Source organism: Streptomyces sp. NPDC030245, from assembly GCF_055572995.1.
Genome location: NZ_JBVICF010000011.1, coordinates 48,264 through 71,662 on the forward strand (window position 1 = coordinate 48,264; position 23,399 = coordinate 71,662).

A 23,399-nucleotide genomic window follows, 5' to 3' on the forward strand; every position below is an offset into this window, starting at 1 on the left:
CCACCGGTCGCCGCCGACGGCGGGCCACCCCCGCTCGGGCCACCCGCAGTCGACGACGAAAGTCGCACGGGTGGTGCGGGTGGGAAACGAGAAGACCCGGCCGGAGGCCGGGTGCAGCACCCAGCAGTCGCAGCCGAACGCAGAGGAGAGGCACCCATGGACCTGGTCATCCGGGACGCGCGCGTCATAGACGGCACCGGAGGTGCCTCGTACCGCGCCGACGTCGGCGTACACGAGGGCAGGATCACGGAGATCCGGAGGGAGGGGGAGGGCCCCCGGCCGACCGGGCGGGCCACCCTCGATGCCCAAGGACTGGCGCTGGCCCCCGGCTTCATCGACATGCACGCCCACAGCGACCTCGCCCTCCTCCGCGACCCCGAACACACCGCGAAGGCCGCCCAGGGCGTCACCCTGGAGGTCATCGGACAGGACGGCCTGAGCTACGCCCCCGTGGACGACCGCACGCTCGCCGCGGTCCGCCAGGCCATCACCGGCTGGAACGGCGACGGCAGCGACATCGATTTCACCTGGCGCACCGTCGGCGGGTATCTCGACGCCCTCGACTCCGCCCACGGCGGCCGGGGTACCGCCGTGAACGCCGCGTACCTCATCCCCCAGGGCACCGTCCGCATGTACGCGCTGGGCTGGGACGACCGCCCGGCGACCCCCGCCGAGCTGGAGCGGATGAAGCAGCTCGTGGCGGAGGGGATGCGCGAGGGCGCCGTCGGGATGTCGTCGGGCCTCACCTACACCCCGGGCATGTACGCCGACGACTCCGAGCTCACCGAACTCTGCAAGGTCGTCGCGGCACACAACGGCTACTACTGCCCCCATCACCGCAGTTACGGCGCCGGCGCCCTCCAGGCGTACGAGGAGATGGTGAACCTCACCCGGACCGCGCGCTGCCCCCTCCACCTGGCCCACGCCACCATGAACTTCGGGGTGAACAAGGGGAAGGCGCCGGATCTGCTCGCCCTCCTCGACGACGCGCTGGCGCGGGGCGCGGATATCACCCTCGACACGTACCCGTACACCCCCGGCTGTACGACCCTCGTCGCGATGCTGCCGAGCTGGGCGAGCGAGGGCGGGCCGGACGCGATCCTCGCGAGGCTCCGGGACGACGAAACTGCCGAGAAGATCCGCCACCACATGGAGGTCATCGGCGCCGACGGCTGTCACGGCGTACCCATCGAGTGGGACACGATCGAGATCTCCGGGGTGAGCGACCCCGGGCTCGCCTCCTGCGTGGGGAAGACGATCCAGCAGTCCGCGGACGCGCGCGGCGAGGCGCCCTGGATCACCGCCCGGCGCCTGCTCATCAACGACAACCTCGGCTCGACGATCCTCCAGCACGTCGGCCACGAGGAGAACGTCCGGGCGATCATGCGGCACCGGGTGCACACGGGCGGCAGCGACGGGATCCTGCAAGGGTTCAAGCCGCACCCGCGCGCGTACGGCACGTTCCCGCAGTACCTCGGGCGGTACGCGCGGGAGCTGGGCGTCATGTCGCTCGAAGAGACCGTCGCCCACCTCACCTCGCGGCCCGCCGCGCGCCTGCGGCTCCCCGACCGGGGCGTCGTCCGCGAGGGCTACCGCGCCGACCTGGTCCTCTTCGACCCGGAGACGGTCGCGGCGGGGTCGACGTTCGAGGCTCCCCGCACGTATCCGACCGGCATTCCGCACGTCCTGATCGACGGCCGGTTCGTGATGCGGGACGGCCGGCGCACGGACGTCCTCGCGGGACGCGCCGTACGCCGGACGCCGTGACGCGTCAGGCGGGACGGGGCAGCTTGCAGCCCTTGCGGCCCAGGTCGATCACGCTGCCCTTGCCGACGCACGGCACGATGCCGTACGTCTGCTGGGCGTAGTTGATGCCCTGGCGCACGGTCACGTTGCCCTTCCGGTCCACCTCACAGGGGTTGTTGACGGTGCAGCGCTCGCCGTCCTCGTTCCCCGTGTTGTTGACGGCGGTGACCTTGCCGGTCTTGTGGTCGATCACCGGCGAGCCGGACGTGCCGCCGATGGTCTGGCAGGCGGGGGTGTAGCGGACGGAGTCCTTCCAGGTCCACTCCCCCTCCTTCATGCGGTACACGAACCCGTCGATGTTGCAGCTGTAGGTCTTCTTCCAGTACCCGGAGACCACCGTGATGGCCCGCCCCTTCACCGGGTGGTCGTCCTCCAGCTCCAGCGGCTTGATGCCGTACTTCCGCGTGATGTCGCGGTAGCTGCTGGTGAGCCGGTAGAGGGTGATGTCGGTGTCCGTCATGGTCGCGTAGGCAATCCTGGACGCCTGGAGCGTGGCGACGTCGTTCGCCTCCGCGTCGAGCAGTTTGAAGGTGCGGGTGGACGGCCGGTCCACGACGACCTCACCGGCGGCGGGGAACCCGGTCTCCAGGCAGTGGCCGTTGGTGAGGACGAGGGCCGGGTCGCCCGGCTTGGACTTGGGCGTGCGCACGACGGAGCCGGAACAGTTGCTGAGCGCCACCGTCCCCGCGAAGTCGACCGCCTTCGCCTTGGCCTTGGCCTCCCCCTTCGTGGTCTGCGCCTGCCCGGTCTGCCGGTCGCTCGCCCCGGTGTTCCCCGCGAACGCCGGGATCGCGCTCGCCCCGGTCAGCGCCAGGGCGATCAGCCCGCCCGCGACCACGTTGCTCTTCTTGCCCATCTGTGGAGCCCCCCTCGTGACGTACGCCTGTCGGGTGATTGTCAGACGGCATTCTTGGGGTCCCTGTGCAGCCGGACAAGGGGTGGAACCCTTCCCTTTCACCCACGGGGTGTGATGCGGACAGAGTGGACACCCGGTCCCGAACGGAGCGTGAGCGTCCGGGATTCGGGCTGCCACGACTGCCGTTCACCGCCCTCGACCCGGGCCCCCGCGGGAAAGTGCCGCGCCGGCAGATACACCTCCGTGCCGCCCCGCACGCCCGCCTCGCCCCGCCAGCTCACCGTCAGTGTCTTCCGCGCCCCGTCCCACCGGTAGGCGACCGGGTCCCCCGCGACGGCGCGCGGGTAGGGCCGGTCGAGGACGGGCAGCAGCGCGGTCGGCCGCATTTCGGCGTCCCAAGGGGCCCAGGTCCCGGGGTCGTTGGACCAGTACGCGAACCCCGCCCCCATGTCGTCGGCCATCCGCTGCACCTTCTCGACGTACTCCATGGCCCCCGGCAGCCCCACGTCGAGCCCGAACTCGCCGATGACCACGGGCGCCCCGAGCCGCCGCGCGGTCCTCTCCGTCTGCTCGCGCCACGCCCGCAGGGACGCGTCGACCCGCCCCTTGGTGTCGCCGGTGTAGCCGCCGCCGAGGTCCATGGGGAGGGGGTAGAGGTGGGGCGCGTACGCGATGCGCGCCGCGTCGCCGTCGCCCCGTGGGTCGTCGAGGCGCGGAAGCCCGGTGGCGAAGCCCCAGTTGGCGCCGATGGCGGACGGTTCGACGAAGATCCAGTGGTCGCGGTCGACGGTGCGGATGGCGTCGATGCCGTCCTGGTAGAGCCGGGCCAGCGGCCCCGACTCGAACGCGGGGCCCTGCACGCTGCCGCCCCACGGCTCGTTCATCAGGTCGTACCCGATGACGGTGTCGTCGCCGGCGAAGTACCGGGCCACCTCCCGCAGGGCGCCGACGTAGTGCTTGCGCAGATCACGCCCGCCGCCTTCGACCGTCCCCCAGAAACGGTCGAAGGCGCGGACGGTCCCGGGCTCGGCGTAGCCGAGTTCCCAGGGGTCGGTGGGGGCGGACGTCAGACCGTCCGTCTCCGTGGCCCACGCGGGGGCGCCGTTGCCGCCGACGCGCGGCCCGTACAGGTCCTGGTGCATGTCGAGCAGGACGTGGTAGCCCCGCTCGCCGTACCACCGCACCCGCTCGGCGACCCGCTTCAGATACGTCCTGTCGTACGTCCCCGGGGCCGGCTCGACCTTGCGCCACTGGAGGAGGAAGCGGACGAAGTTCGTGCCCAGCTCACGCCGTTCCCGTGCGACGTCCTTCTCCGCGATCCACGGCATGCCGTCCGCCGCCTGCTTGGCGCTGCTCGCAGTGGACAGCCCGCGCAGGACCAGGGCGCGCCCCTGCCGGTCGGTGATCCACCGGTGGCCGCTCGCGGTGTCGGCGCGGCCCGCCCCCGCGCCCTGTGGCCCCACGGCGACCAGCAGCGCGGCGGCGACGGCGAGGACCACCGCACCGACCGCCCAACTGCGCCACGCGGCGGGGGACTTCATGGCCCGGATGGTAGATCGCGCGACCCCCGCCGCAACAGACCTGAGCATTGTTCACTTTCTTCGGCCGTGCCCCTGTCGGCGGCGGCCGGGGCGGCCTACAGTGGCGCGCCATGCGGACGTCGATCGACGCGTTGCGGGCCCGGGCGGACGCCACGGCCGTGGTGGCCTGCGTCTGTCTGCTGCTCGTCCTGGCGCACGGCAGCGCCACGCTGCTCACCGCGTGCACGGCGCGGGCGGGCCTCTCTGTCGTGCCGAGCGCGCTCGGCGTGCCCTTCGCGCTGCCGGGGCTGCGGGCGACGCCGCTGGGCGCGACGGACTGGTCCTGGCAGCTCTGCGAGGACTTCGCGGCCCTGCTCCTGGTCGCGGCGGCCACCGCGCGCATGCGCCGTCACCTGCGCGTGCGGCCCGGCGCGGGCCGGGGCCGCCGGCTGCTCGCGGGCTGGACGGCGCTGATCGCGGGCGCGGCGGTGGCGGGCACGTGGCGGGGCATGGTCACGGCCCGCATGATCGAGGCGGGCACCTTGGGCTGGCTGCTGCTGCCGGTGACGGGTGCCCTGTTCGGCGCCCTGTGGGGATTGCTCCTCGGCTGGCTGCCGGGCGCGGCGGCACTCGCGACACCACGCGCGCCGCGCGCCGGCGCGTGGTGCCCCGCGGGGAATTCCCGGGAGGCGCCGACAATCACCGGAACGGCCGAGGTGAATGAATAAGCATTCCCCGCTGCCGGTGAATTCATTCCCGTTTCGACCGGCGAAAAGCGTTGCACTTCCCATAACACAACGAGCTGGGGCCCGCACTCAAGGTGCGGGCCCCAGCTACGAAATGCGCGTGGGCGTGAGCCTCAGCGTCAGGCGGGAACGATGTTCTCGGCCTGCGGGCCCTTCTGGCCCTGCGTGACGTCGAAGGTCACCTTCTGGCCCTCCTGCAGCTCACGGAAGCCCTGGGTGGCGATGTTCGAGTAGTGGGCGAAGACGTCGGCGCCGCCACCCTCCTGCTCGATGAAGCCGAAGCCCTTTTCCGAGTTGAACCACTTCACGGTGCCAGCAGCCATGTCATATCTCCTTCGGGGCAGTGCCCAGGAGCCCGCACTGTGCGGACTCCGCGTCGCCGCGATGATTACCCCGTCCGGAAATGACCGGCAATACAAAGCGCTCCTGCCGGCACCTATCACCGGCGGAGCACTTGGAGTCTCTGGAAACCACAACTGCAACTGATAACGACACTAGCACGGCATCGATCTCCGCGCAGGGTTTTCTATATCGCTCGCCGGTCGGCCGATAAACCCTCATCGCGCATCACGCGAAATTCTGCATTTGCCGTCACAGATATGCGGTCGGCGCGGGACACCCTTTGCCGAGCGGGAGGCGGCCGGCCTCAGGACGCGGGCGCCCCCTCCGAGCCTGCGCCGGAACGGCGCAGCTCCTCGTTCATCCGCAGCGCGTCCTCCAGCTGGTCCTCGAGGATGACGATGCGGCAGGCCGCCTCGATCGGCGTGCCCTGGTCGACGAGTTCACGGGCGCGCGCCGCGACGCGCAGCTGGTAGCGGGAGTAGCGGCGGTGGCCGCCCTCGGACCGCAGCGGCGTGATCAGGCGGGCCTCGCCGACCGCCCGGAGGAAGCCGGGCGTGGCGCCGATCATCTCGGCGGCCCGGCCCATGGTGTAGGCGGGGTAGTCGTCGTCATCGAACCTGTCGTTGCCGCGCGAGGGGTTCTCTGGGGGCATTTGCACCTCTGCTGGAACGCGTCGAGGGGCCTGGTGCCGTACAGCACCAGGCCCCGAGGGGTATTCACATCGTCGACCGGCCCCGCGGGCCGGACATCTGTTACCGCATGGGCGCCCGGTCGAACGTACGGGCATTGCTCTTCGTATGGCTATGCCAGGAACTCTAACAACGGGACTTACGCATGTCTATTCCAGCCGCGACAGATTTTCGGAAGTGGAGGAAGAGGTATCCGGGCACCCGTCGGCCCCGCCACGTCGGTAGGCTGACCAGTCATGTCGAAGCCTGACGAGCTGCTCGTTGACATCGCCGCCCTGGTGGAGTCCGAGCACAGCAATCAGATGTCCCTCACCGTGGTCGTCGCCGGCGCGGTCATCACCGGACGACTGGCCCCCGAAGCCCTGTGGCGGCGCCGTGTCGCCGAAGTCCTGAAGGACTCCGACCGGCTGGCGCCCTTCGCCTCCGCGTTCGTGACGCCCGAAGCGGACTCCGGTCCGCCGCGGGACGCCGAGCCGCCCACCCACCTGCACTTCCACCTGGCCCGGATCCTCCAGGGCAGCCTGGGCCTGCCCGAGACCGGCGGGATGTACCGCATCGCCCTGCGGGACGTGAGCGCCTGGACCGTGGGAGACCTCAGCTACTCCGACAGCTGATCCGAAACCAGCCGACACCCGCCCGGACAAGCCCCGCCTCAGCCCATACCTGAGTCGGGGCTTGTCAATTTTTCTCCTCCGAGCTATATAGAAAACCGTAGGGCATCGCACCCAGCACCTGACGAGAGGAGTGACCCGTGATGCTCATGCGTACCGACCCCTTCCGCGAGTTCGACCGTCTCGCCCAGCAGGTCTTCAGCAGCGCCCGCCCGGCCGGGATGCAGATGGACGCCTACCGAGAGGGCGACGACTTCGTGGTCCACTTCGACCTGCCGGGCGTCGACCCCGAGTCGATCGACCTGGACGTCGAGCGCCACGTCCTGAACGTACGGGCCGAGCGCCGCTCCCCCGCCCCCGAGGGCGTGGAGATGATCGCGGCCGAGCGGGCCACCGGCAGCTACGCCCGCCAGCTGTTCCTCGGCGACACCCTGGACACGGAGCGGATCGACGCCTCGTACGAGGCCGGCGTCCTGACGCTCCGCATCCCGGTGGCCGAGCGGGCCAAGCCGCGGAAGATCCACATCAGCGGCGGCAGCGACCGCAAGCAGATCGACGGCTGACCGCACAGCCGACCCGACCGATCGACGAAACGGAGGAGAAGGACACGATGGGGTGGAGCGAACTCATCGAGGCGGTAAGGGAATCCGGCCAGTACGCGAGCACCGCGGAGGCCGAGCGCGTGACGCGCGTCGTGCTGGCCGCCCTCGGCAGCCACGTGATCGGTGACGAACGCGTCGACCTGGCGCGGCAGTTGCCCCCGGAGGCGGCACGGCTGGTCGCCGACCAGATTCCCGCCGCGCGGCCGCTGACGGCCGCGGAGTTCGTCGAGAGCGTGGCGCTGCGCCTGCCGGGTGCCACCCCGGCGACCGCCCGATGGGACGTCAGCTCCGTCCTGACCGCCGTGGCACGGGCGGTCGACGCGGACCTCGTCGACCGCCTGCTCTGCCTGCTGCCGTCCGGCTACGCGCTGCTGTTCGGCAGGGCCGAGCTGGCCCCGGCCGCCTGAGGGCCCGAGCTCCTGAGCTCCTGAGCTCCTGACGCGCGGGTGCCGCCCGGGAACCCCGGAAACGGGGCTTCCGGGCGGCACCCGCGGCCGTGTCCGCGGCGGCCTGCCGTGCCGCGGCGGTGGCTACTTCACCCCGGCCGGCTTCGGCAGCCGGCAGCCCGCACGGCTCAGGTCGATCTTGTTGCCCGCGCCGACGCACGGCACGATCCAGTAGGTCTGCTGCGCGTAGTTGATGCCCTCGCGGACCGTGACCGTGCCGTTCTCGTCCACCTCGCACGGGTTGTTGTCCGTGCACCTGCCACCGCTCTCGTTGCCGGTGTTGTTGACGGCGACGACCTTGCCGGTCGCGTCGTCGATCACCGGGGAGCCCGAGGTGCCGCCGATCGTCTGGCAGGCCGGGGTGTAGCGGACCGAGTCCTTCCAGGTCCACCTCCCCTCCTTGAGGCGGTAGGCGAAGCCGTCGATGTTGCACTTGTACAGCCGCTTCCAGTAACCGGACGCGACGGTGATCGCCCGGCCCTGCTCGGGGCGCGCCGCGTTCAGCTCCAGCGCCTTGATGCCGTACCGGCTCTCGATGTCGCGGTAGGTGCTGGTGAGTTGGTAGAGCGACATGTCCGTGTCGGTCATCGTGCCGTACGCGATCTTGCTGGCCCGGACCGTCCCCGCGTTGCCCCCGGAGGCGTTGAGCAGGGTGAAGCTGCGGGACGACGCCTTGTTGACGATGACCTGGCCGGGCGCCGGGAAGCCGCCCTCCAGGCAGTGCCCGTTGGACAGGACGAGCGCCGGGTCGCCGGGCTGCGAGGACGGCACGCGGACCACGGACCCGGAACAGTTGCTGAGCGCCACCGTGCCCGCGAAGTTGACGGCCTTGGCCTTCACCTTGGGCGCGGCGGGAGGTTCGTTGCCGACGGCCGCCGCTGGTGCCGCCGTCGCTCCGAGTATCAGAGCGGCGAAGCACACACCGACGAGAGGCTTCTTCATGTGGGGGGTCCCCTCTGAATGACTGAGTGACCGAAGTTCCTTCGGTTTTGTCATGCGCATTGTTGAGGTACCCGGGGTGCGAGGACAAGACCGCGACCGGACACAACCGACCGCTCACAGGACACTCCCCCAGCGCCCCCGCACGCCCCTCCTGTGTCCGAAAACACGAAGCGGCCCGTCCCACCCGGCCTTAAGCTCGCGGACATGCAGGTCATCCAGTCGACGAAGCTCTCCAACGTCTGTTACGAGATCCGGGGCCCGGTGCTCGAGGAGGCGATGCGGCTGGAGGCGGCCGGGCACCGCATCCTCAAGCTGAACACCGGCAACCCCGCGGCCTTCGGCTTCGAGTGCCCGCCGGAGATCCTGGAGGACATCCTCCGCAACGTCGGCGACGCGCACGGCTACGGCGACGCGAAGGGCCTCCTGGCCGCCCGCCGCGCGGTCGTCATGCACAACCAGACCCTGGGCATCGAGACCGACGTCGAGCACGTCTTCATCGGCAACGGCGTCTCCGAGCTCATCGTGATGGCCATGCAGGGCCTGCTCGACGACGGCGACGAGGTCCTCGTACCGGCGCCGGACTACCCCCTGTGGACCGCGGCCGTCTCCCTCTCCGGCGGCACCGCCGTGCACTACCGCTGCGACGAGCAGTCGGACTGGATGCCGGACCTCGCCGACATCGAGCGCAGGATCACCGACCGCACCAAGGCGCTCGTGATCATCAACCCGAACAACCCGACCGGCGCGGTCTACGACGAAGCGATGCTCCGCGGCCTGACCGACATCGCCCGCCGCCACAACCTCCTGGTCTGCTCGGACGAGATCTACGACAAGATCCTCTACGACGGCGCGACGCACACGCCGACCGCCGCCGTCGCGCCCGACCTGCTGACCCTGACGTTCAACGGCATGTCGAAGGCGTACCGCGTGGCGGGGTACCGCGTCGGCTGGGTGGCGATCTCGGGCCCGAAGGCGCACGCCTCCTCGTACATCGAGGGCCTGACGATCCTGGCCAACATGCGCCTGTGCGCGAACATGCCGGGCCAGCACGGCGTCGTCGCGGCGCTGAGCGGCCGGCAGACGATCAACGACCTCGTCCTGCCGGGCGGCCGGCTCCTGGAGCAGCGCGACACCGCGTACGACCTGCTGACGCAGATCCCCGGCGTGAGCTGCGTGAAGCCGAAGGGCTCGCTCTATCTCTTCCCGCGGCTCGACCCGAAGGTCTTCAAGATCAAGGACGACCGGCAGCTCGTCCTCGACCTGCTGCGGGCCGAGAAGATCATGGTCGTGCACGGCACGGGCTTCAACTGGCCGGAGCCCGACCACTTCCGCGTCGTGACGCTGCCGACCGCGCCGGATCTGGCGGAGGCGGTCACCCGGATCGGCACCTTCCTGGACGGCTACAGCCAGCCGTGATCGCACGCCCCGGGGGCCGATGTCGGGACCGGCATGGGGACCGGCATTGGGACCGACTCAACTTTAGACAGGATCTAAGCTAGGATGGCTTTCAAGCAACCGTCTGGAGGCCGTTCCATGTATGAGCCGATCCGCACCAAGTCGGTCCACTCGATGGCCGACGACGCGGGCTACCCCCACCGCTCCCGCGAGGAGGAGCTGGACATCCAGCTCGCCGGGCACCTCGCCGCCCTCCTCGCCGTCACCGACGAGCTGCGCGCCCTGACCCCGTCCGCCGACCTGGACGACGCCGCCGAGCAGCTGGCGCACCAGGTGGCACGCCTGCGCGGCGGCACGCTCCCGCCCCGCTCCGCCGTGGCCGCCGCGATACACGAGCCCCACCTGTCCGCCCTGCACCAGCGCGCCCACGCCCTCGCGGGCCGCGCCCTGGTCGTCGCGGCCTCCCGCGCCGACACCGCGGCGGCGATCCTGGCCGCCGGGCGCATGGACGCCCACGCGGACGCCACGCGCCTGGTCGGCGCCCCCTGATCGGCCCCGGTCCGCGGCCGGGAAGGCCGCGGACCGGGCGCCACCAAATCAAGGGACGCCACCTCCCCTGACGCCTTGACACACGGAGGGGCCCCGCACGCCGTTGTGCGGGGCCCCTCCGGAACGTGCGGGTGCGTCAGCCGAGGCGCTTCACCAGCGCGCGGTACTCGTCCCACAGCTCCGTGGGCGTGTGGTCGCCGAAGGTGTTGAGGTGCTCGGGGACCAGGGAGGCCTCCTCGCGCCAGACCTCCTTGTCGACCGTGAGCAGGAACTCCAGGTCGTCCTTGGCCAGGTCGAGGCCGTCGGTGTCCAGCGAGTCGACCGTCGGCAGGATGCCGATGGGGGTCTCGACGCCCTCGGCCCTGCCGTCCAGGCGCTCCACGATCCACTTCAGGACGCGGGAGTTCTCACCGAAGCCGGGCCACACGAACTGGCCGTCGGCGTTCTTGCGGAACCAGTTGACGTAGTAGATCTTCGGCAGCTTCGACTGGTCCTTGTCGGCGCCGACCTTGACCCAGTGGGCCATGTAGTCGCCCATGTTGTAGCCGCAGAACGGCAGCATGGCGAACGGGTCGCGGCGCAGTTCGCCGACCTTGCCCTCGGCCGCTGCGGTCTTCTCGCTCGCCACGTTCGCGCCGAGGAAGACGCCGTGCTGCCAGTCGAAGGACTCGGTCACCAGCGGCACGGCCGAGGCGCGGCGGCCGCCGAAGAGGATCGCCGAGATCGGCACGCCCTTGGGGTCCTCCCACTCGGGCGCGATGATCGGGCACTGCGAGGCGGGCGTGGTGAAGCGGGCGTTCGGGTGGGCGGCGGGGACGCCGGACTCGGGGGTCCAGTCGTTGCCCTTCCAGTCGGTGAGGTGGGCGGGAGTCTCCTCCGTCATGCCCTCCCACCAGACGTCGCCGTCGTCGGTGAGCGCCACGTTCGTGAAGACGGAGTTGCCCCACAGGGTCTTCATGGCGTTGGCGTTGGTGTGCTCGCCGGTGCCGGGCGCGACGCCGAAGAAGCCGGCCTCGGGGTTGATCGCGTAGAGCCGGCCGTCCTCGCCGAACCGCATCCAGGCGATGTCGTCGCCGATGGTCTCCACCGTCCAGCCGGAGATCGTCGGCTCCAGCATGGCGAGGTTCGTCTTGCCGCAGGCGGACGGGAACGCGGCGGCGACGTACTTGCTCTCGCCCTGCGGCGGGGTGAGCTTGAGGATCAGCATGTGCTCGGCGAGCCAGCCCTCGTCGCGGGCCATGACGGAGGCGATGCGCAGGGCGTAGCACTTCTTGCCGAGCAGGGCGTTGCCGCCGTAGCCCGAGCCGTAGGACCAGATCTCGCGGTCCTCGGGGAAGTGCGAGATGTACTTCGTGGTGTTGCAGGGCCACGGGACGTCGGCCTCGCCCTCCTGGAGGGGCGCGCCGAGCGTGTGGACGGCCTTCACGAAGAAGCCGTCCTCGCCGAGCTCGTCCAGGACGTGCTGGCCCATTCGGGTCATGGTGCGCATGGAGACGGCGACGTACGCCGAGTCGGTGATCTCGACGCCGATCGCGGACAGCGGCGAGCCGACCGGGCCCATGCAGAAGGGCACGACGTACATGGTGCGGCCGCGCATGGAGCCGCGGAAGACACCGCCCTGCTCGTCCTTGCCGCGGAAGATCTCCCGCATCTCCGCGGGGGCCTTCCAGTGGTTGGTCGGGCCCGCGTCCTCCTCCTTCTCGGAGCAGATGAAGGTGCGGTCCTCGACGCGCGCGACGTCGGTGGGGTCGGAGGCCGCGTAGTACGAGTTCGGACGCTTGATCGGGTCCAGCTTCTTGAACGTGCCCTTGGCGACGAGCTCCTCGCACAGGCGCTCGTACTCGGCCTCGGACCCGTCGCACCAGACCACACGGTCGGGCTGCGTCAGTTCGGCGATCTCGTTGACCCAGGAGACGAGCTCCCGGTGGTTGGTCGGGGCAGTGCCCAGGGGCTCTGCCGGCAGGGGAGCCGCGATGTCGCGCGCCACGATTGCTCCTAATCGAGGGGTTTTGGGAATGTATGCCCCGTGGGGGCTGCGACCCGGACGCTTCACGTGTACGTACTTTGGCGCTCATCCGGTGCCGACCGCACTCATTTGATCATCCGACGCCCGCGCGCATCTGTCCAGAGGGCCTCACACCTGAGCGGCGTGAGCATCGCCACTTGTACGGGTACGGGCGCGAGGGCACGGTTCCGTCCCTTTCTGGCGTGAAACCGTCCCCCGTAGGCCGGGAACCCCCCGATTGATTCAGGACTTACGGGCCCGTAGGTACGATGCGGTCCATGACCGCTCACGTCCCCGAAGCGATCCCGCACTCCGCGGACGACACCTCGGCCGACTCCGACAACCCCTCGCTCGTCCCGTCACCGGACTCCATGCCGGTCCCGGTGAAGCCGAAGATGCGCGGCTGGCTGCACGCGGGCATGTTCCCCGCGGTGGTGGTCGCGGGCCTGGCGCTCACCGCGCTCGCGGACTCCCCCCGCGGCCGGCTCGCCTGCGGCATCTTCGCCCTGACCGCGTGCCTGCTGTTCGGCGTGAGCGCGCTCTACCACCGGGGCAACTGGAGCCCGAGAGCCGACGCCGTCCTGCGCCGGCTCGACCACTCGAACATCTTCCTGATCATCGCGGGCACCTACACCCCGCTGACGCTGCTGCTCCTCCCCGACGCGAAGGGGCGGTGGCTGATGTGGGGCATCTGGGGGGCGGCCGTCGCCGGTATCGCCTTCCGGGTCTTCTGGGTCGGCGCCCCCCGCTGGCTCTACACCCCCTGCTACATCGCGATGGGCTGGGCCGCCGTCTTCTTCCTGCCGGACTTCATGCGCACGGGCGGCATCGCGGTGCTCGTCCTGGTCATCGTCGGCGGCGTGCTCTACAGCGTGGGCGGCGTGATCTACGGCATCAAGCGCCCGAACCCCTCCCCCCGCTTCTTCGGCTTCCACGAGGTCTTCCACTCGCTGACCCTGGCCGCCTTCGCCGTGCACTACGTGGGCATCTCCCTGGTGGCCTACCAGCACGGCTGACGTTCACCCTCTCCCCCTCCAGTGGCCGCGACTCCCGAGTCGCGGCCACACCCGACAATGGGGTCATGACGGCCGCACGTATCCCCGCCCCCACGGGCGCCCCCCGGCCGGGGCTCCGTGAGCGCAAGAAGCTCAAGACCCGCCTCGCGATCCGTGAGGCGACGTACCGGCTGATCCGGACACAGGGGTACGAGGCGACGACGGTCGAGCAGATCGCGGAGGCCGCGGAGGTCTCCCCCTCCACCGTCTTCCGCTACTTCCCGACCAAGGAGGACATCGTCCTCACCGACGAGGTCGACCCGCTCCTGGAGCAGGAGTTGCGGGAGCGGCCCGCCGACGAGCCGGTCGTGGAGTCCCTGCGGCACGTGCTGCGCGGGGCCGTCGGCCTCGGCCGCGTGGAGGAGCCCGAGATCTCGCGGCTGCGGACCAAGCTGATGACCGAAGTGCCCGCCGTGCGCTCGCGGATGCTGGAGAGCATGTCGGTCACCGGCGGCATCCTGCGCCGCGTCCTGGCGGAGCGCACCGGCCGGGACCCGGACGCGCTGGAGGTGCGGACCTTCGCCATGGCGCTGATCGGCGCGCTCACCGAGACCGCCGCGTACTGGGCGGAGCACGACCACGAGGACGACCTGGCCGTGCTCGTGGACCGGACCCTCGACATGCTGGCGCACGGGTTCCCCGAGGCGGAAAATCCCCGGTGACGCCCGGTCCGGCATGCCATCCTGACGGCATGAACGGACCGGAGATCCTCATCAGTTTCGCCCCCGAGCTGGGGATTTTCGTCCCGCAGGCGCGACGGGGCGGACCCACCGCGGCCGTCACGGACGGGGTGTCCACGCTCGGCCACGTCGTCGAGTCGCTGGGCGTCCCGCTGACGGAGGTCGGCGCGCTCGTGGTGGACGGCCGCCGGGTCGCCGCCGGGCACGTGCCCGCGGCGGGCGAGACGGTCACCGTGCGCGCGGTGACGCGCCCGCAGCCGGTGCCGGGCGCCCCGCTCCGCTTCCTCCTCGACGTGCATCTGGGCACGCTGGCCCGCCGCTTGCGGCTGCTCGGCGTCGACGCGGCGTACGAGAGCACGGACATCGGCGACCCGGCCCTCGCCGCGCGCTCGGCGGCCGAGCGGCGCGTCCTGCTGAGCCGCGACCGCGGCCTGCTGCGCCGCCGCGAGCTGTGGGCCGGCGCGTACGTCTACAGCGACCGCCCCGACGACCAACTCCGCGACGTCCTCGGCCGCTTCGCCCCCGAGCTGCGGCCCTGGACCCGGTGCAGCGCCTGCAACGGCACGCTCCGGTCCGCCACGAAGGACGAGGTCGCGGACCTCCTGGAGGGCGGCACCCGCGGCACGTACGACGTCTTCGCCCAGTGCGAGTCCTGCGACCGCGTGTTCTGGCGCGGCGCCCACCACGACCGCCTGGAGGGCATCGTGGAGCGGGCGATGGCGGAGTTCGGCACGCCGGAGAACCGGCCCGCGGCCCGTACGGCCTAGGGGCCGGCCCCCGGCACAGCCCTAGGAGAGCAGTCCCGCCAGTTCCGCCGGGTCCGTCGTCGGGGCCGTGCAGACGAAGCCCCGGCAGACGTACGCCGCCGGGCGGCCGTCGACCAGGGGGCGGTCGGCGAGCAGGGGGAGTTCCGTGCTGCCCGCCGGGCCGGCCGCGACGACGGCGCCCGGCGCGGTGCCGAGCAGCGCCGTGCGGTGCAGGTCGCCGAGGACGTCGCCGACGACGGCCACCTCGCGCGGCCCGTCCAGCGCCGCCTCCGCGACCGCGAGACCGTGACCGATGAAGCGCGGCACGCGGGGGCCGAGCGCCTTGACGACGCCCAGCGCCCGCTCCGCCGCGGTGCGGTGCGGCTCGGCGCCGGTGTGGGCCGCGTAGGAGAGGAGCGCGCCCGCGGCCGCCGTCCACCCGGACGGTGCCGCGTTGTCCGTGGGGTCCTGCGGGCGCCGGATGAGCCGCTCCGCGTCCGCCGCCGTGTCGTACAGCGCGCCGCTCTCCGCGTCCACGAACTGCGCGAGGACGTGGTCGAGGAGGAACCCGGCGAACTCCAGCCAGACCCCCTCACCGGTGACCCCGGCCAGCGCGAGGAACCCTTCGGCGACGTCCGCGTAGTCCTCCAGGACACCCGCGTTGGCTCCCATTTGGCCGTCCTTGGAGGTGCGGGCGATCCGTGCGCGCGGGTCCATGTGGAGACGTACGAGCAGATCGCCCGCGCCGACGGCGGCCGCGATCAGGTCCGGCCGGTCGAAGTACGCGCCGACCTCCGCGAGGGCGGCGATCGCGAGGCCGTTCCAGGCCGCGACCACCTTGTCGTCCCGGCCGGGCGCGGGCCGCTCGGCGCGCGCCGCGAGCAGCCGCTCCCGCACGGAGGCCAGCCGTGCGGCGTCCGCCACCGGCCCGTCCAGCTCCGGATGTTGGAGGACCGAAGCGCCCTTCTCGAACGTGCCCTCCTCCGTCACGCCGAAGCAGCGCATCGCCAGCTCCGCGTCGTCCTCCCCCAGGACCTCCCGCAGCTGCCCGGGAGTCCACACGTAGTACGCGCCCTCGACGTGCGCGCCCGTCGCCGGGTCCTCGCTGTCCGCGTCGAGCGCGGAGGCGAAACCCCCTTCGTTCGTACGGAGTTCGCGGACCATGAAGTCCGCGGTCTCCAGGGCGACCCGGCGGGCGAGGTCGGAGCCGGTGGCCCGCCACAGATGGGCGTAGGCACGGCACAGCAGCGCGTTGTCGTACAGCATCTTCTCGAAGTGCGGCACGACCCACTCGCGGTCGACGGAGTAGCGCGCGAAACCGCCGCCGAGCTGGTCGTAGATGCCGCCGCGCGCCATCCGCTCGCACGTGTCGGCGGCCATCTGAAGCGCGCCCTCCGCGCCGGTGCGGGCGTAGTGCCGCAGCAGGAACTCGACCGCCATGGACGGCGGGAACTTCGGCGCGCCGCCGAAACCGCCGTGCGTCGCGTCGTAATCCCGGGTCAGCCCGAGCAGCGCCTGCGCGAGCTCGTCCTCGCCCGGCTTCTCGCCCGAGCCGTGGGTGAGCTGCCGCTCCCCGAGCTCCCGCACGATCTTCCCCGCGACCTCGCCGACCTCGCCGCGCCGGTCCGTCCACGCCCGGTGCACACCGTCGAGGACCTGCGCGAACGACGGCATGCCGTGCCGCGGCTCCGGCGGGAAGTACGTACCGAAGTAGAAGGGCTCGGCGTCGGCGGTGAGGAAGACGGTCATGGGCCAGCCGCCCTGCCCCGTCGCGGCCTGCACGGCCTCCATGTAGACGGCGTCGACGTCGGGCCGCTCCTCGCGGTCGACCTTGATGTTCACGAACTTCTCGTTCATGAGCGCGGCGGTCGCCGCGTCCTCGAAGGACTCGTGGGCCATGACGTGGCACCAGTGGCAGCTGCTGTAGCCCACGCTCAGCAGCACCGGCACTCCGCGGTCGCGCGCCTCCTCGAAGGCCTCGGCCGACCAGGGCCACCAGTCGACGGGGTTGTCGGCGTGCTGAAGGAGGTAGGGGGACGTCTCATGAGCCAGTCGGTTCGGCATGCCCCCATCCTCGCGCACACCGGGCCCCGATCCGCGGACGCCCTGTTGCCCGCGCCCCGTACGCAGGACACTTGTGACCGCAGGCAACTGTTGCTCTCGGAGGGGGAACCCATATGCGGGACAGCCATCGGGCCGAGGCCGAGCGGCTGTTGGCACGGGCCGTGGAGGAGGAGGTCCGGCGGTCGGGCGGGCGCGTCGACGGGAGCGTGCTGCTCTCGCGGGCGCGCGGCGCGCTGGACGCCATGGCACAGACGGCCGCCGAGGAGTACGCCGCGTACACCGGCGCGCTCGACGAGGCGGAGGCGGGCCGGCTCACCTTCGGGCAGCGGTACGCGAAGGAGGGCGCCGGAACACCGCTCCTGGTGGCGGTGGTCGCGGCGCTCGCGGCGGGGGTGTCCGACCTGTCGTTCGGCACGAGCGTCGGCACGGCGCTCGGGACCGGCGCCGTCGTCGCCGTGGCGGGCGCGGCCGCGACGGTCGTGAAGGTGACGGCCTCCCACGTCCCCGCGGCCAGCCGCCGCGCGGGGGAGCTCAGCAGGCCCGGCGGGCCCGAGCAGCTGCGGTTGCAGTGGCTGACGGCGCTGGAGGTGCGCGGCATCCGGCCCTTCCTCGACCAGCAGCGGGTCCTCGCCGCCTCGACCGGCTCGCACGCGGCGAAGAAGGCGGCGCCCCAGCTGCGCGGCACGGACAAGAGCGCGGCGGCCCGGCGGCGCAGCGTCCTCCAGCAGTCCTTCGCGCAACTCCCGGAGACCGCGGCACCCTTCGTGGGCCGGCGGGCCGAGCTGGGGCGGATCGCGCGGTGGGTGCACGCGGCGCGCGCCAGCACCGACACCCGGCCCACGGTCGTCGTGCTGCACGGCGCGCCGGGCTCGGGCCGGACCTCGCTCGCGGTGCGGGCGGCGCACGACCTGCGGGACCAGTTCCGCGGCGCCTGCGTGGTGGACCTGCGCGGCGACAGCGCGCAGGAGTCCCCGATGTCCACCCGGGACGCCCTGATGCATCTGCTGAACCGACTGGGAGCCCCGCGGGAGCAACTCCTCTTCCGGGAGCGGTCCTCGCATGAACAGCAGCTCAAACGGCTCAGCGAGCTCTACCACCAGTATCTGACGGGCGTCGCGGTGACGATCGTCCTCGACGACGCGAGCGACGCCGAGCAGGTCCGCACGCTGGTCCCCGAGCGCTCGGACAGCCTCGTCCTGGTCACCGCCAGGGAGCCGCTCGAACTCCCCGCGGACCTGCCCGCCTGGGTGCACCGGCTGCCCGTCGACGCGCTGGACGAGGCGGGCGCCGAAGAGCTGCTCCGCGAGGCCGCGGAGGACCTCTCCGGGCCCTACGACGCCGAATCGGCGGACGCGGTGCGGGAGTTGTGCGGCGGGCTGCCGCTGGCCCTGCGCGCCGCGGGCTCCTCGCTCGGCCCGCGTACGCCGCGTCAGCTGGCCGCCGACCTGTCGGCGTACGGGCCCGCCGACAAGGTCGCCCCCGTCGAGCGCGTCCTGTGGCTGCGCTACACCGACCAGTCGGAACCGGCCAGGCGGCTGCTGCGCCGCCTCGCGCTCGCCGGGCGCGCCTCGCTGGGCACGGCCGCCGCGGCGGCGCTGCTCGGCACGGACGAGCAGGAGGCGGCCCGGCAGCTGACCGCGCTGTCCCGCGCGGGCCTGCTCGACCGCCCCCGCCCCCGCGGCGGCCCCGACGAGAGCGCCGAGGCCCCGGCCGGCCGGTACCGCCTCCACGACCTCGTCCGCTCCTTCGCCCGCGCCCGCCTCCTCGACGAGGAGGAGCCCGCCGAGCGCAGCGCCGCGCAGGAGCGCCTCATCGTCAGCTATGGAGAGCTGGCCGACACGGTGATCCGGCTGGTCGACGGCAAGACGTCCACGCGCGCCCACCAGTTCGGGCAGCACGGTTTCGCCTCGCTCGACGCGGCCCTGCGCTGGCTCGACGACGAGTCGACGTTCATCACGGCGGCCCTGCGGCACGCGGAGGGCGTCGACCAGCGGGCCGTGCTCAACCTCCTCGGCGCGCTGTGCGACTACTGCCTGCTCCGCGGCGACCTCTACCGCCTCGGCGAGATCAACGAACTGACGCAGGCCATCGACCGGGGCCTGCTCGGCCGCAGCGTGCAGTGGCGCACGGGCATCGCGGCCCGCCAGCTCGGCGAGCTCGACCAGTCGCGCACGACGCTGAACTCCGTCGTCGACCTCTATTTCGAGGCCCACCAGGACGCGGCCGCCGCCCGCGCCCTCGGCTCGCTCGGTATCACCCTGCACCACCAGGGCAATCTGACGGAGGCGGCGGCCCGCCTCACCGAGGCGCTCGATCTCCAGGCCGCCGACGAGCTGGCGGGCGACCGCGCCTGGACGCTGCACGCGCTGGCCGCCGTCGAGCGGGACCGCGCCCACCTGGCGCACGCCCTCGGCATGCTGGGGACGGCGCTCGCGCTGCACCGCGACAGCGGCTCCGTGCACGGCGAGGCCTGGACGCACTTCCAGCTCGGCCAGCTCCGCCTGCGCATGGGTGACGTGCCGCGCGCGGAGGGCGAGCTGCGGACCGCCCTCGACCTGTACGGCCGCACACGGGACGCGCGCGGCGAGGCGTGGGCGCTCACGCAGCTGGCGCGGGCCCGCCTGGTGGACGGCGACCCGTCCCCCGCCGTCGACGGGCTGCGCCACGCGGTGTCGCGCCACCGCGACAACGACGACGCGCGCGGCGAGGCCTGGTCGCTGTACTACCTCGGCCAGGCCCTGGAGGAGACGGGCAGCCTGGACCAGGCGGTGCGGGAGCTGGAGCGGGCCCGCACGATGTTCTCCCGGATGCGGGACGTGTACGGCCTGGCGTGCGCCCGGCACCACTCGGCGCGCGTCACCCGCGACCAGCGGGCCGCCCAGACGGGTTCGCTGCGCAACTCCGGCTTCGCCCGCCAGCTCCTGGTCGACGCCCGCGCCGACTTCCAGCGCATCGGTGTCGCGCACGGCGAGGCCTGGACGTGTCTGGAGCTGGTCGTCGTCGACGCGGGCAACAACCGCAGCCAGCAGGCGCTCGCCCTGTGCGACGAGGCCATCGAGCTGTTCGCCTCCTACGGCGACCGGCGCGGCGGCGACTGGGCCCGCTTCCTGCGCTGCACCCTGCTGCCGTACGCGTCGCCGGGCGGCTGGGAGATCGGCACGGCGGTCGCCCAGGAGGAGCTCGGTCAGCTGGCGCGGGCCGACCACCCGACCCGGGACGGCAAGCTCGCCGAGTACGTCCAGGCGTACGGCCTGGTCCTGGAGCGGGGCGCGGAGCTGGAGACGGGCTGGCAGGCGTGGCGGCTCGGGATGGTGCCGAGCCGGCATGCGCGCGAGGTGATGGGGGTCGACGTGCCGCGGCCGGACTGAGCCCGCCGCGGCGGGAGGGTCGGCGCACACGCAGGAAGGCCCCGCTGATGCGGGGCCTTCCTTCGTGCCTGTCGCGCGTCGGCTAGCGGCGCGGCGCCGGGTACCGCCCGGCGGTGGCCCGCAGGGCTGCGACGGTGAGCGCCACGACCAGCAGCGAGGCCAGCGTCGCGACCGTCGCCGACAGGGTCGGGAGGGGGGCGGTCACCCCGTCCGGCCGCAGGACGTAGCCGAGTGTCGTGGAGTCGACCCGGTCGTCCACGAGGTGCCCGAGGGTCAGCCCGCCCGCCACGAGGGTGCTCGCCACGGCCACGAGCGGAGAGCCGCTCAGGAGCAGGGCCACGCCCGCCGCCGCGCAGAGGGCGGAGACGCCGATCGCGGCCGGGAGCCCGAGGCTCGGCGCGTCCGACCAGTTCAGCGGGGCGTGGGCGGCGGCGCAGAGCAGCAGGAGTACGCCGGCCGCGCGCCGCAGCCACACCAGGCGTGTGTTGTCCCGCGCGGCGAGCGGCGCCGCGCCGGGGGCCGTGCCGGACGAGGACCGGGCGGCTTCACCGGTCGGGGTGACCGCGGGCCTCGCGGTCTTGGCGGCCTCGGCTTCGGCGGCCGCCTCGGCGTCGGCCTCGGCGTCGGCGCTCCTGTGGTCCTTCAGGTCGCCGATCAGCTGCATCAGTTCCTCGACGGACCGGGTCGTACCGGCGGCGTGCACCACCTCCGCGCCGGTGTCCGGATCGTGCGGGGGCCGGGACAGCAGGTGGACGAGCCGGCTCACTTCCGGAATGGGGCGTTCCTCGGCGGCGTGGCGGATGGCCTGGTTCATCGGTTCGGCGGGGTGCTCGGGCGGGCCGAGCAGCTCCACCAGCCGGGTGACGTCGTCGACGGACCGGGCCACGGCCGCCAGGCGGAGCACGGAGGCGGCGGTCGGCATGCCGGTCGGCGACTGCTCCAGGCGGGTGACGAGGTCGACGACGTCGTCGAGCGGCCTGGACACCACGGCGACGCGTATGAGGTCTGCCACCGCGCCGTCGTCGGTCTCCGGCACCACCTGTGCGGGGGGCTCGACGATGGCGTCGGCGGGCGGCTTCGGGGGCACGGCGACGCCGTCGAGCTCGAAGGCGCCGTCCACGGCCGGGTCCGGGGTCAGGTCGGCTCTCGGCTCTGCCGTCTGCGGCCACGGGGCGGGCTGGTCACGCGGTGGGGCGCCGAGCTGCGCGGTGCCCCAGTGAACCGACGTCGAAACCAGAGGTTCGCCGGTACCGGAAGAATCCCCAGCGGCAGAGAATGACTCAGCGGCCATGTTCTCTTCTCCATTTCAGCGGGACGTCCTCGCCCCGCGCGGAAGCGTGTATTCCGTTCTATGCACGCTTCATGCGCCCCGCCACTGGAGAAGCCGCCTGGCGGCGCGTATGGCCCACCGCCCCGTCGCGCGCCGACACGACGGGGCGACCGGCTACTTCCCGCCCTCGGACTCCCGCTTGACGGCACCCGCGTCGTCGCCCGCCGCCGCGCCGACCGGCTCCTGCTCCGACGGCTTCTCCGCCGGTTCCTTGAAGTCGACCTTCCGCATGTGCCGGTTCATCGACTTCATGAAGACTCTTCCAAGACGCGATAGCCGCTGAACAGGGACGGAGCCCCGTTCCGTAGATCGACTGGGAGAGGTTTGGGAAACGGCGGCATCCACGGCCCCGTCGCCTGGAACTTCTCCCACACCTCCTGAAGGTACTGCACGACCCGCTTCTCCATGTCGAGCGTCACCTGGCTGTAGACGCCCTCGACGCCCGGCAGCTCGTGCCCCATACGAGCCTCCTTCGCCACACGCGGGATACCGGCCCCAGGCTGATCGAGCAGGGCCCGGTGCCAGTGCCGATAGAGGTAGATGTCTTGCCCCGCCATGTCGGGCACCGGAGCCATCGCCTCACGGGCGAACCGCTCGTACCCCTTCTGCGCCTCTCGCGCCTCCCAGCCGTCACGGATGGGGTGCCAGTAGTCCCGCTGAAACTGCGCTCCGGACAGGTCCAAGCCCGTCTTGGACAGGAACACGAACGGCTGGTCGTGCGAGGCGAGCAGGGCGCAGTGCATCTCGTGAAGGAACGGGGGGATCACCAACGTCCGGTAGCTCTCGTACTTGGGCCCAGCAAGGACCGGTTCGCGCTCGACGCGGTACAGCTGGTGCTGCACCCGCAGTGCGTGCATGCCCTTGTACCGCTTCAACCCGGCCCGCCGGCGAGCTGGATCTGAGTCTGAGGCGGGCCAGTGCACTGACGAGTATCCGCGTTGCATCCCGTACATCTCGCCTGGCGGGCGCATGCCCGTGAACGCGATGGTCCAGATGTACGCCCACCCCGTGTACCCCCAGACCTGGTACGCGTTCCGGGCCGCGTGATGGACAGAAGTCATCGGCAGGTCCGGCTTATCGGTGCGGCGTGACTTCTTCTTTGTGTACCGCCCGCGGCGGCGCTGTTCGACGATGGGCGACTCCGTGCGGAGCTTGTACTTCAGGACCGCGTCGTTCATCAACGATCGGAAAAGGCCCCGGAGTTGGTCGCAATAGTTGTCGGAGTACTGAGACGCTATTCGCTTCTTCCAGAAGTCGTATTCCAGAGGCGTGATATCACCGACCGGCCGCTTACCCCAGTACGGCTCAATCACGGCGTTAAGCATGGACTTGTACGTGTCACGCGAGTTGGGGCGCAGCTCCGCCGCCTCGAACCATAGCCAGATGTACGTCTCCATGAGGGTCTGCGCTGATACCCGCGGGATGTACCGGCCGTGCCGCACCTCGTACTCGCGGTCGAGCCCGAAATCGTACGCCTCTTCCTCATCCTGGAAGGGCACACCGGGTTCGGGCCCCGAAGCGCTGTCGTAGATCTTCTTCTTGGTCGGGTTGCCTTCGGCGTCGAGCTTGTACTCGCCGCCCCACCACTTCACGCGGATGCTGTTTCCGCGCACCTCGACATAAGGCACGGGTCTCCCCCAGTGAAAA

General features: G+C 71.7%; 21 protein-coding genes. 11 read left to right on the plus strand and 10 right to left on the minus strand.

Translation table 11 applies throughout. The annotated features are described in order from the left end of the window. Positions 1 to 156: 156 nt before the first annotated feature. Positions 157 to 1,767, plus strand: a complete 1,611-nt coding sequence (locus ACZ4Z4_RS27350) for an N-acyl-D-amino-acid deacylase family protein (RefSeq protein ID WP_468332691.1) — start codon at positions 157 to 159, stop codon at positions 1,765 to 1,767. A gap of 4 nt (positions 1,768 to 1,771) precedes the next feature. Here ACZ4Z4_RS27350 and ACZ4Z4_RS27355 read toward each other — a convergent pair whose 3' ends face one another. Together ACZ4Z4_RS27355 and ACZ4Z4_RS27360 are read right to left on the minus strand one after the other, a co-directional pair. After that, positions 1,772 to 2,662, minus strand: a complete 891-nt coding sequence (locus tag ACZ4Z4_RS27355) for a trypsin-like serine peptidase (RefSeq protein WP_468332694.1) — start codon at positions 2,660 to 2,662, stop codon at positions 1,772 to 1,774. A 98-nt stretch (positions 2,663 to 2,760) separates the two neighbouring features. Further along, entirely contained in the window at positions 2,761 to 4,203 is a 1,443-nt protein-coding gene (locus ACZ4Z4_RS27360) for a cellulase family glycosylhydrolase (protein ID WP_468332696.1), read from the minus strand. Between the two features lie 110 nt (positions 4,204 to 4,313). Here ACZ4Z4_RS27360 and ACZ4Z4_RS27365 point away from each other — a divergent pair, with 110 nt between their 5' ends. Next, entirely contained in the window at positions 4,314 to 4,910 is a 597-nt protein-coding gene (locus ACZ4Z4_RS27365) for a hypothetical protein (protein WP_468332699.1), read from the plus strand. A 137-nt stretch (positions 4,911 to 5,047) separates the two neighbouring features. On the opposite strand, the gene ACZ4Z4_RS27370 is transcribed toward ACZ4Z4_RS27365, so the two are convergent. Together ACZ4Z4_RS27370 and ACZ4Z4_RS27375 are read right to left on the minus strand one after the other, a co-directional pair. Further along, on the minus strand, positions 5,048 to 5,251 hold the full coding sequence (locus ACZ4Z4_RS27370; RefSeq protein ID WP_468332702.1) for a cold-shock protein: 204 nt from the start codon (positions 5,249 to 5,251) through the stop codon (positions 5,048 to 5,050). A gap of 323 nt (positions 5,252 to 5,574) precedes the next feature. Continuing rightward, positions 5,575 to 5,922, minus strand: a complete 348-nt coding sequence (locus tag ACZ4Z4_RS27375; RefSeq protein ID WP_468332705.1) for a MerR family transcriptional regulator — start codon at positions 5,920 to 5,922, stop codon at positions 5,575 to 5,577. Between the two features lie 273 nt (positions 5,923 to 6,195). Between ACZ4Z4_RS27375 and ACZ4Z4_RS27380 the strand changes: the two genes are divergently transcribed. The 3 genes from ACZ4Z4_RS27380 (at position 6,196) to ACZ4Z4_RS27390 (ending at position 7,579) form a co-directional block, all read left to right on the plus strand. After that, positions 6,196 to 6,573 (plus strand): hypothetical protein, encoded by a 378-nt coding sequence (locus ACZ4Z4_RS27380; RefSeq protein WP_468332707.1) that lies wholly within the window; start codon positions 6,196 to 6,198, stop codon positions 6,571 to 6,573. A gap of 140 nt (positions 6,574 to 6,713) precedes the next feature. After that, positions 6,714 to 7,133, plus strand: a complete 420-nt coding sequence (locus ACZ4Z4_RS27385; RefSeq protein ID WP_468332710.1) for an Hsp20/alpha crystallin family protein — start codon at positions 6,714 to 6,716, stop codon at positions 7,131 to 7,133. 47 nt (positions 7,134 to 7,180) lie between these two features. Beyond that, on the plus strand, positions 7,181 to 7,579 hold the full coding sequence (locus tag ACZ4Z4_RS27390) for a DUF2267 domain-containing protein (RefSeq protein WP_468332713.1): 399 nt from the start codon (positions 7,181 to 7,183) through the stop codon (positions 7,577 to 7,579). A 123-nt stretch (positions 7,580 to 7,702) separates the two neighbouring features. On the opposite strand, the gene ACZ4Z4_RS27395 is transcribed toward ACZ4Z4_RS27390, so the two are convergent. Continuing rightward, positions 7,703 to 8,560, minus strand: coding sequence for a S1 family peptidase (locus tag ACZ4Z4_RS27395; RefSeq protein ID WP_468332716.1), 858 nt, complete (start codon positions 8,558 to 8,560; stop codon positions 7,703 to 7,705). A gap of 204 nt (positions 8,561 to 8,764) precedes the next feature. Here ACZ4Z4_RS27395 and ACZ4Z4_RS27400 point away from each other — a divergent pair, with 204 nt between their 5' ends. Continuing rightward, entirely contained in the window at positions 8,765 to 9,976 is a 1,212-nt protein-coding gene (locus tag ACZ4Z4_RS27400) for a pyridoxal phosphate-dependent aminotransferase (RefSeq protein ID WP_468332719.1), read from the plus strand. A 117-nt stretch (positions 9,977 to 10,093) separates the two neighbouring features. Beyond that, a complete protein-coding gene (locus ACZ4Z4_RS27405; RefSeq protein ID WP_398300656.1) occupies positions 10,094 to 10,504 on the plus strand; it encodes an SCO4983 family protein in 411 nt (136 codons plus the stop codon). 136 nt (positions 10,505 to 10,640) lie between these two features. Here ACZ4Z4_RS27405 and ACZ4Z4_RS27410 read toward each other — a convergent pair whose 3' ends face one another. Further along, positions 10,641 to 12,491: a phosphoenolpyruvate carboxykinase (GTP) gene (locus ACZ4Z4_RS27410; protein WP_468332723.1), complete on the minus strand. Its 1,851-nt coding sequence runs from the start codon at positions 12,489 to 12,491 to the stop codon at positions 10,641 to 10,643. A 296-nt stretch (positions 12,492 to 12,787) separates the two neighbouring features. Between ACZ4Z4_RS27410 and trhA the strand changes: the two genes are divergently transcribed. The 3 genes from trhA to ACZ4Z4_RS27425 all read left to right on the plus strand — a co-directional run bounded on the left by trhA (position 12,788) and on the right by ACZ4Z4_RS27425 (position 15,011). After that, a complete protein-coding gene (gene trhA / locus ACZ4Z4_RS27415) occupies positions 12,788 to 13,525 on the plus strand; it encodes a PAQR family membrane homeostasis protein TrhA (protein ID WP_468332726.1) in 738 nt (245 codons plus the stop codon). A gap of 65 nt (positions 13,526 to 13,590) precedes the next feature. Further along, positions 13,591 to 14,226, plus strand: coding sequence for a TetR/AcrR family transcriptional regulator (locus tag ACZ4Z4_RS27420; protein ID WP_468332729.1), 636 nt, complete (start codon positions 13,591 to 13,593; stop codon positions 14,224 to 14,226). Positions 14,227 to 14,255: 29 nt separating this feature from the next. Further along, positions 14,256 to 15,011 carry a Mut7-C RNAse domain-containing protein gene (locus ACZ4Z4_RS27425; RefSeq protein WP_468332732.1) on the plus strand — a complete coding sequence of 252 codons (756 nt, stop codon included), beginning with the start codon at positions 14,256 to 14,258 and terminating at the stop codon, positions 15,009 to 15,011. Between the two features lie 21 nt (positions 15,012 to 15,032). Here the strand turns inward: ACZ4Z4_RS27425 and ACZ4Z4_RS27430 are convergent, their stop codons facing one another. Further along, the gene (locus ACZ4Z4_RS27430; RefSeq protein WP_468332735.1) at positions 15,033 to 17,054 is read right to left on the minus strand and encodes a thioredoxin domain-containing protein; all 2,022 of its coding nucleotides are present in this window, start codon (positions 17,052 to 17,054) and stop codon (positions 15,033 to 15,035) included. Between the two features lie 113 nt (positions 17,055 to 17,167). Between ACZ4Z4_RS27430 and ACZ4Z4_RS27435 the strand changes: the two genes are divergently transcribed. Beyond that, positions 17,168 to 20,422, plus strand: a complete 3,255-nt coding sequence (locus ACZ4Z4_RS27435; protein ID WP_468332738.1) for a hypothetical protein — start codon at positions 17,168 to 17,170, stop codon at positions 20,420 to 20,422. Between the two features lie 82 nt (positions 20,423 to 20,504). On the opposite strand, the gene ACZ4Z4_RS27440 is transcribed toward ACZ4Z4_RS27435, so the two are convergent. The 3 genes from ACZ4Z4_RS27440 to ACZ4Z4_RS27450 form a co-directional block, all read right to left on the minus strand. Continuing rightward, positions 20,505 to 21,542 (minus strand): hypothetical protein, encoded by a 1,038-nt coding sequence (locus tag ACZ4Z4_RS27440; protein WP_468332741.1) that lies wholly within the window; start codon positions 21,540 to 21,542, stop codon positions 20,505 to 20,507. A 324-nt stretch (positions 21,543 to 21,866) separates the two neighbouring features. After that, positions 21,867 to 22,004, minus strand: coding sequence for a hypothetical protein (locus ACZ4Z4_RS27445; protein WP_468332744.1), 138 nt, complete (start codon positions 22,002 to 22,004; stop codon positions 21,867 to 21,869). Beyond that, the gene (locus tag ACZ4Z4_RS27450; protein ID WP_468332747.1) at positions 22,001 to 23,380 is read right to left on the minus strand and encodes a tyrosine-type recombinase/integrase; all 1,380 of its coding nucleotides are present in this window, start codon (positions 23,378 to 23,380) and stop codon (positions 22,001 to 22,003) included. Before ACZ4Z4_RS27450 ends, ACZ4Z4_RS27445 begins: the two co-directional genes overlap by 4 nt. Between the last annotated feature and the right edge of the window lie 19 nt (positions 23,381 to 23,399).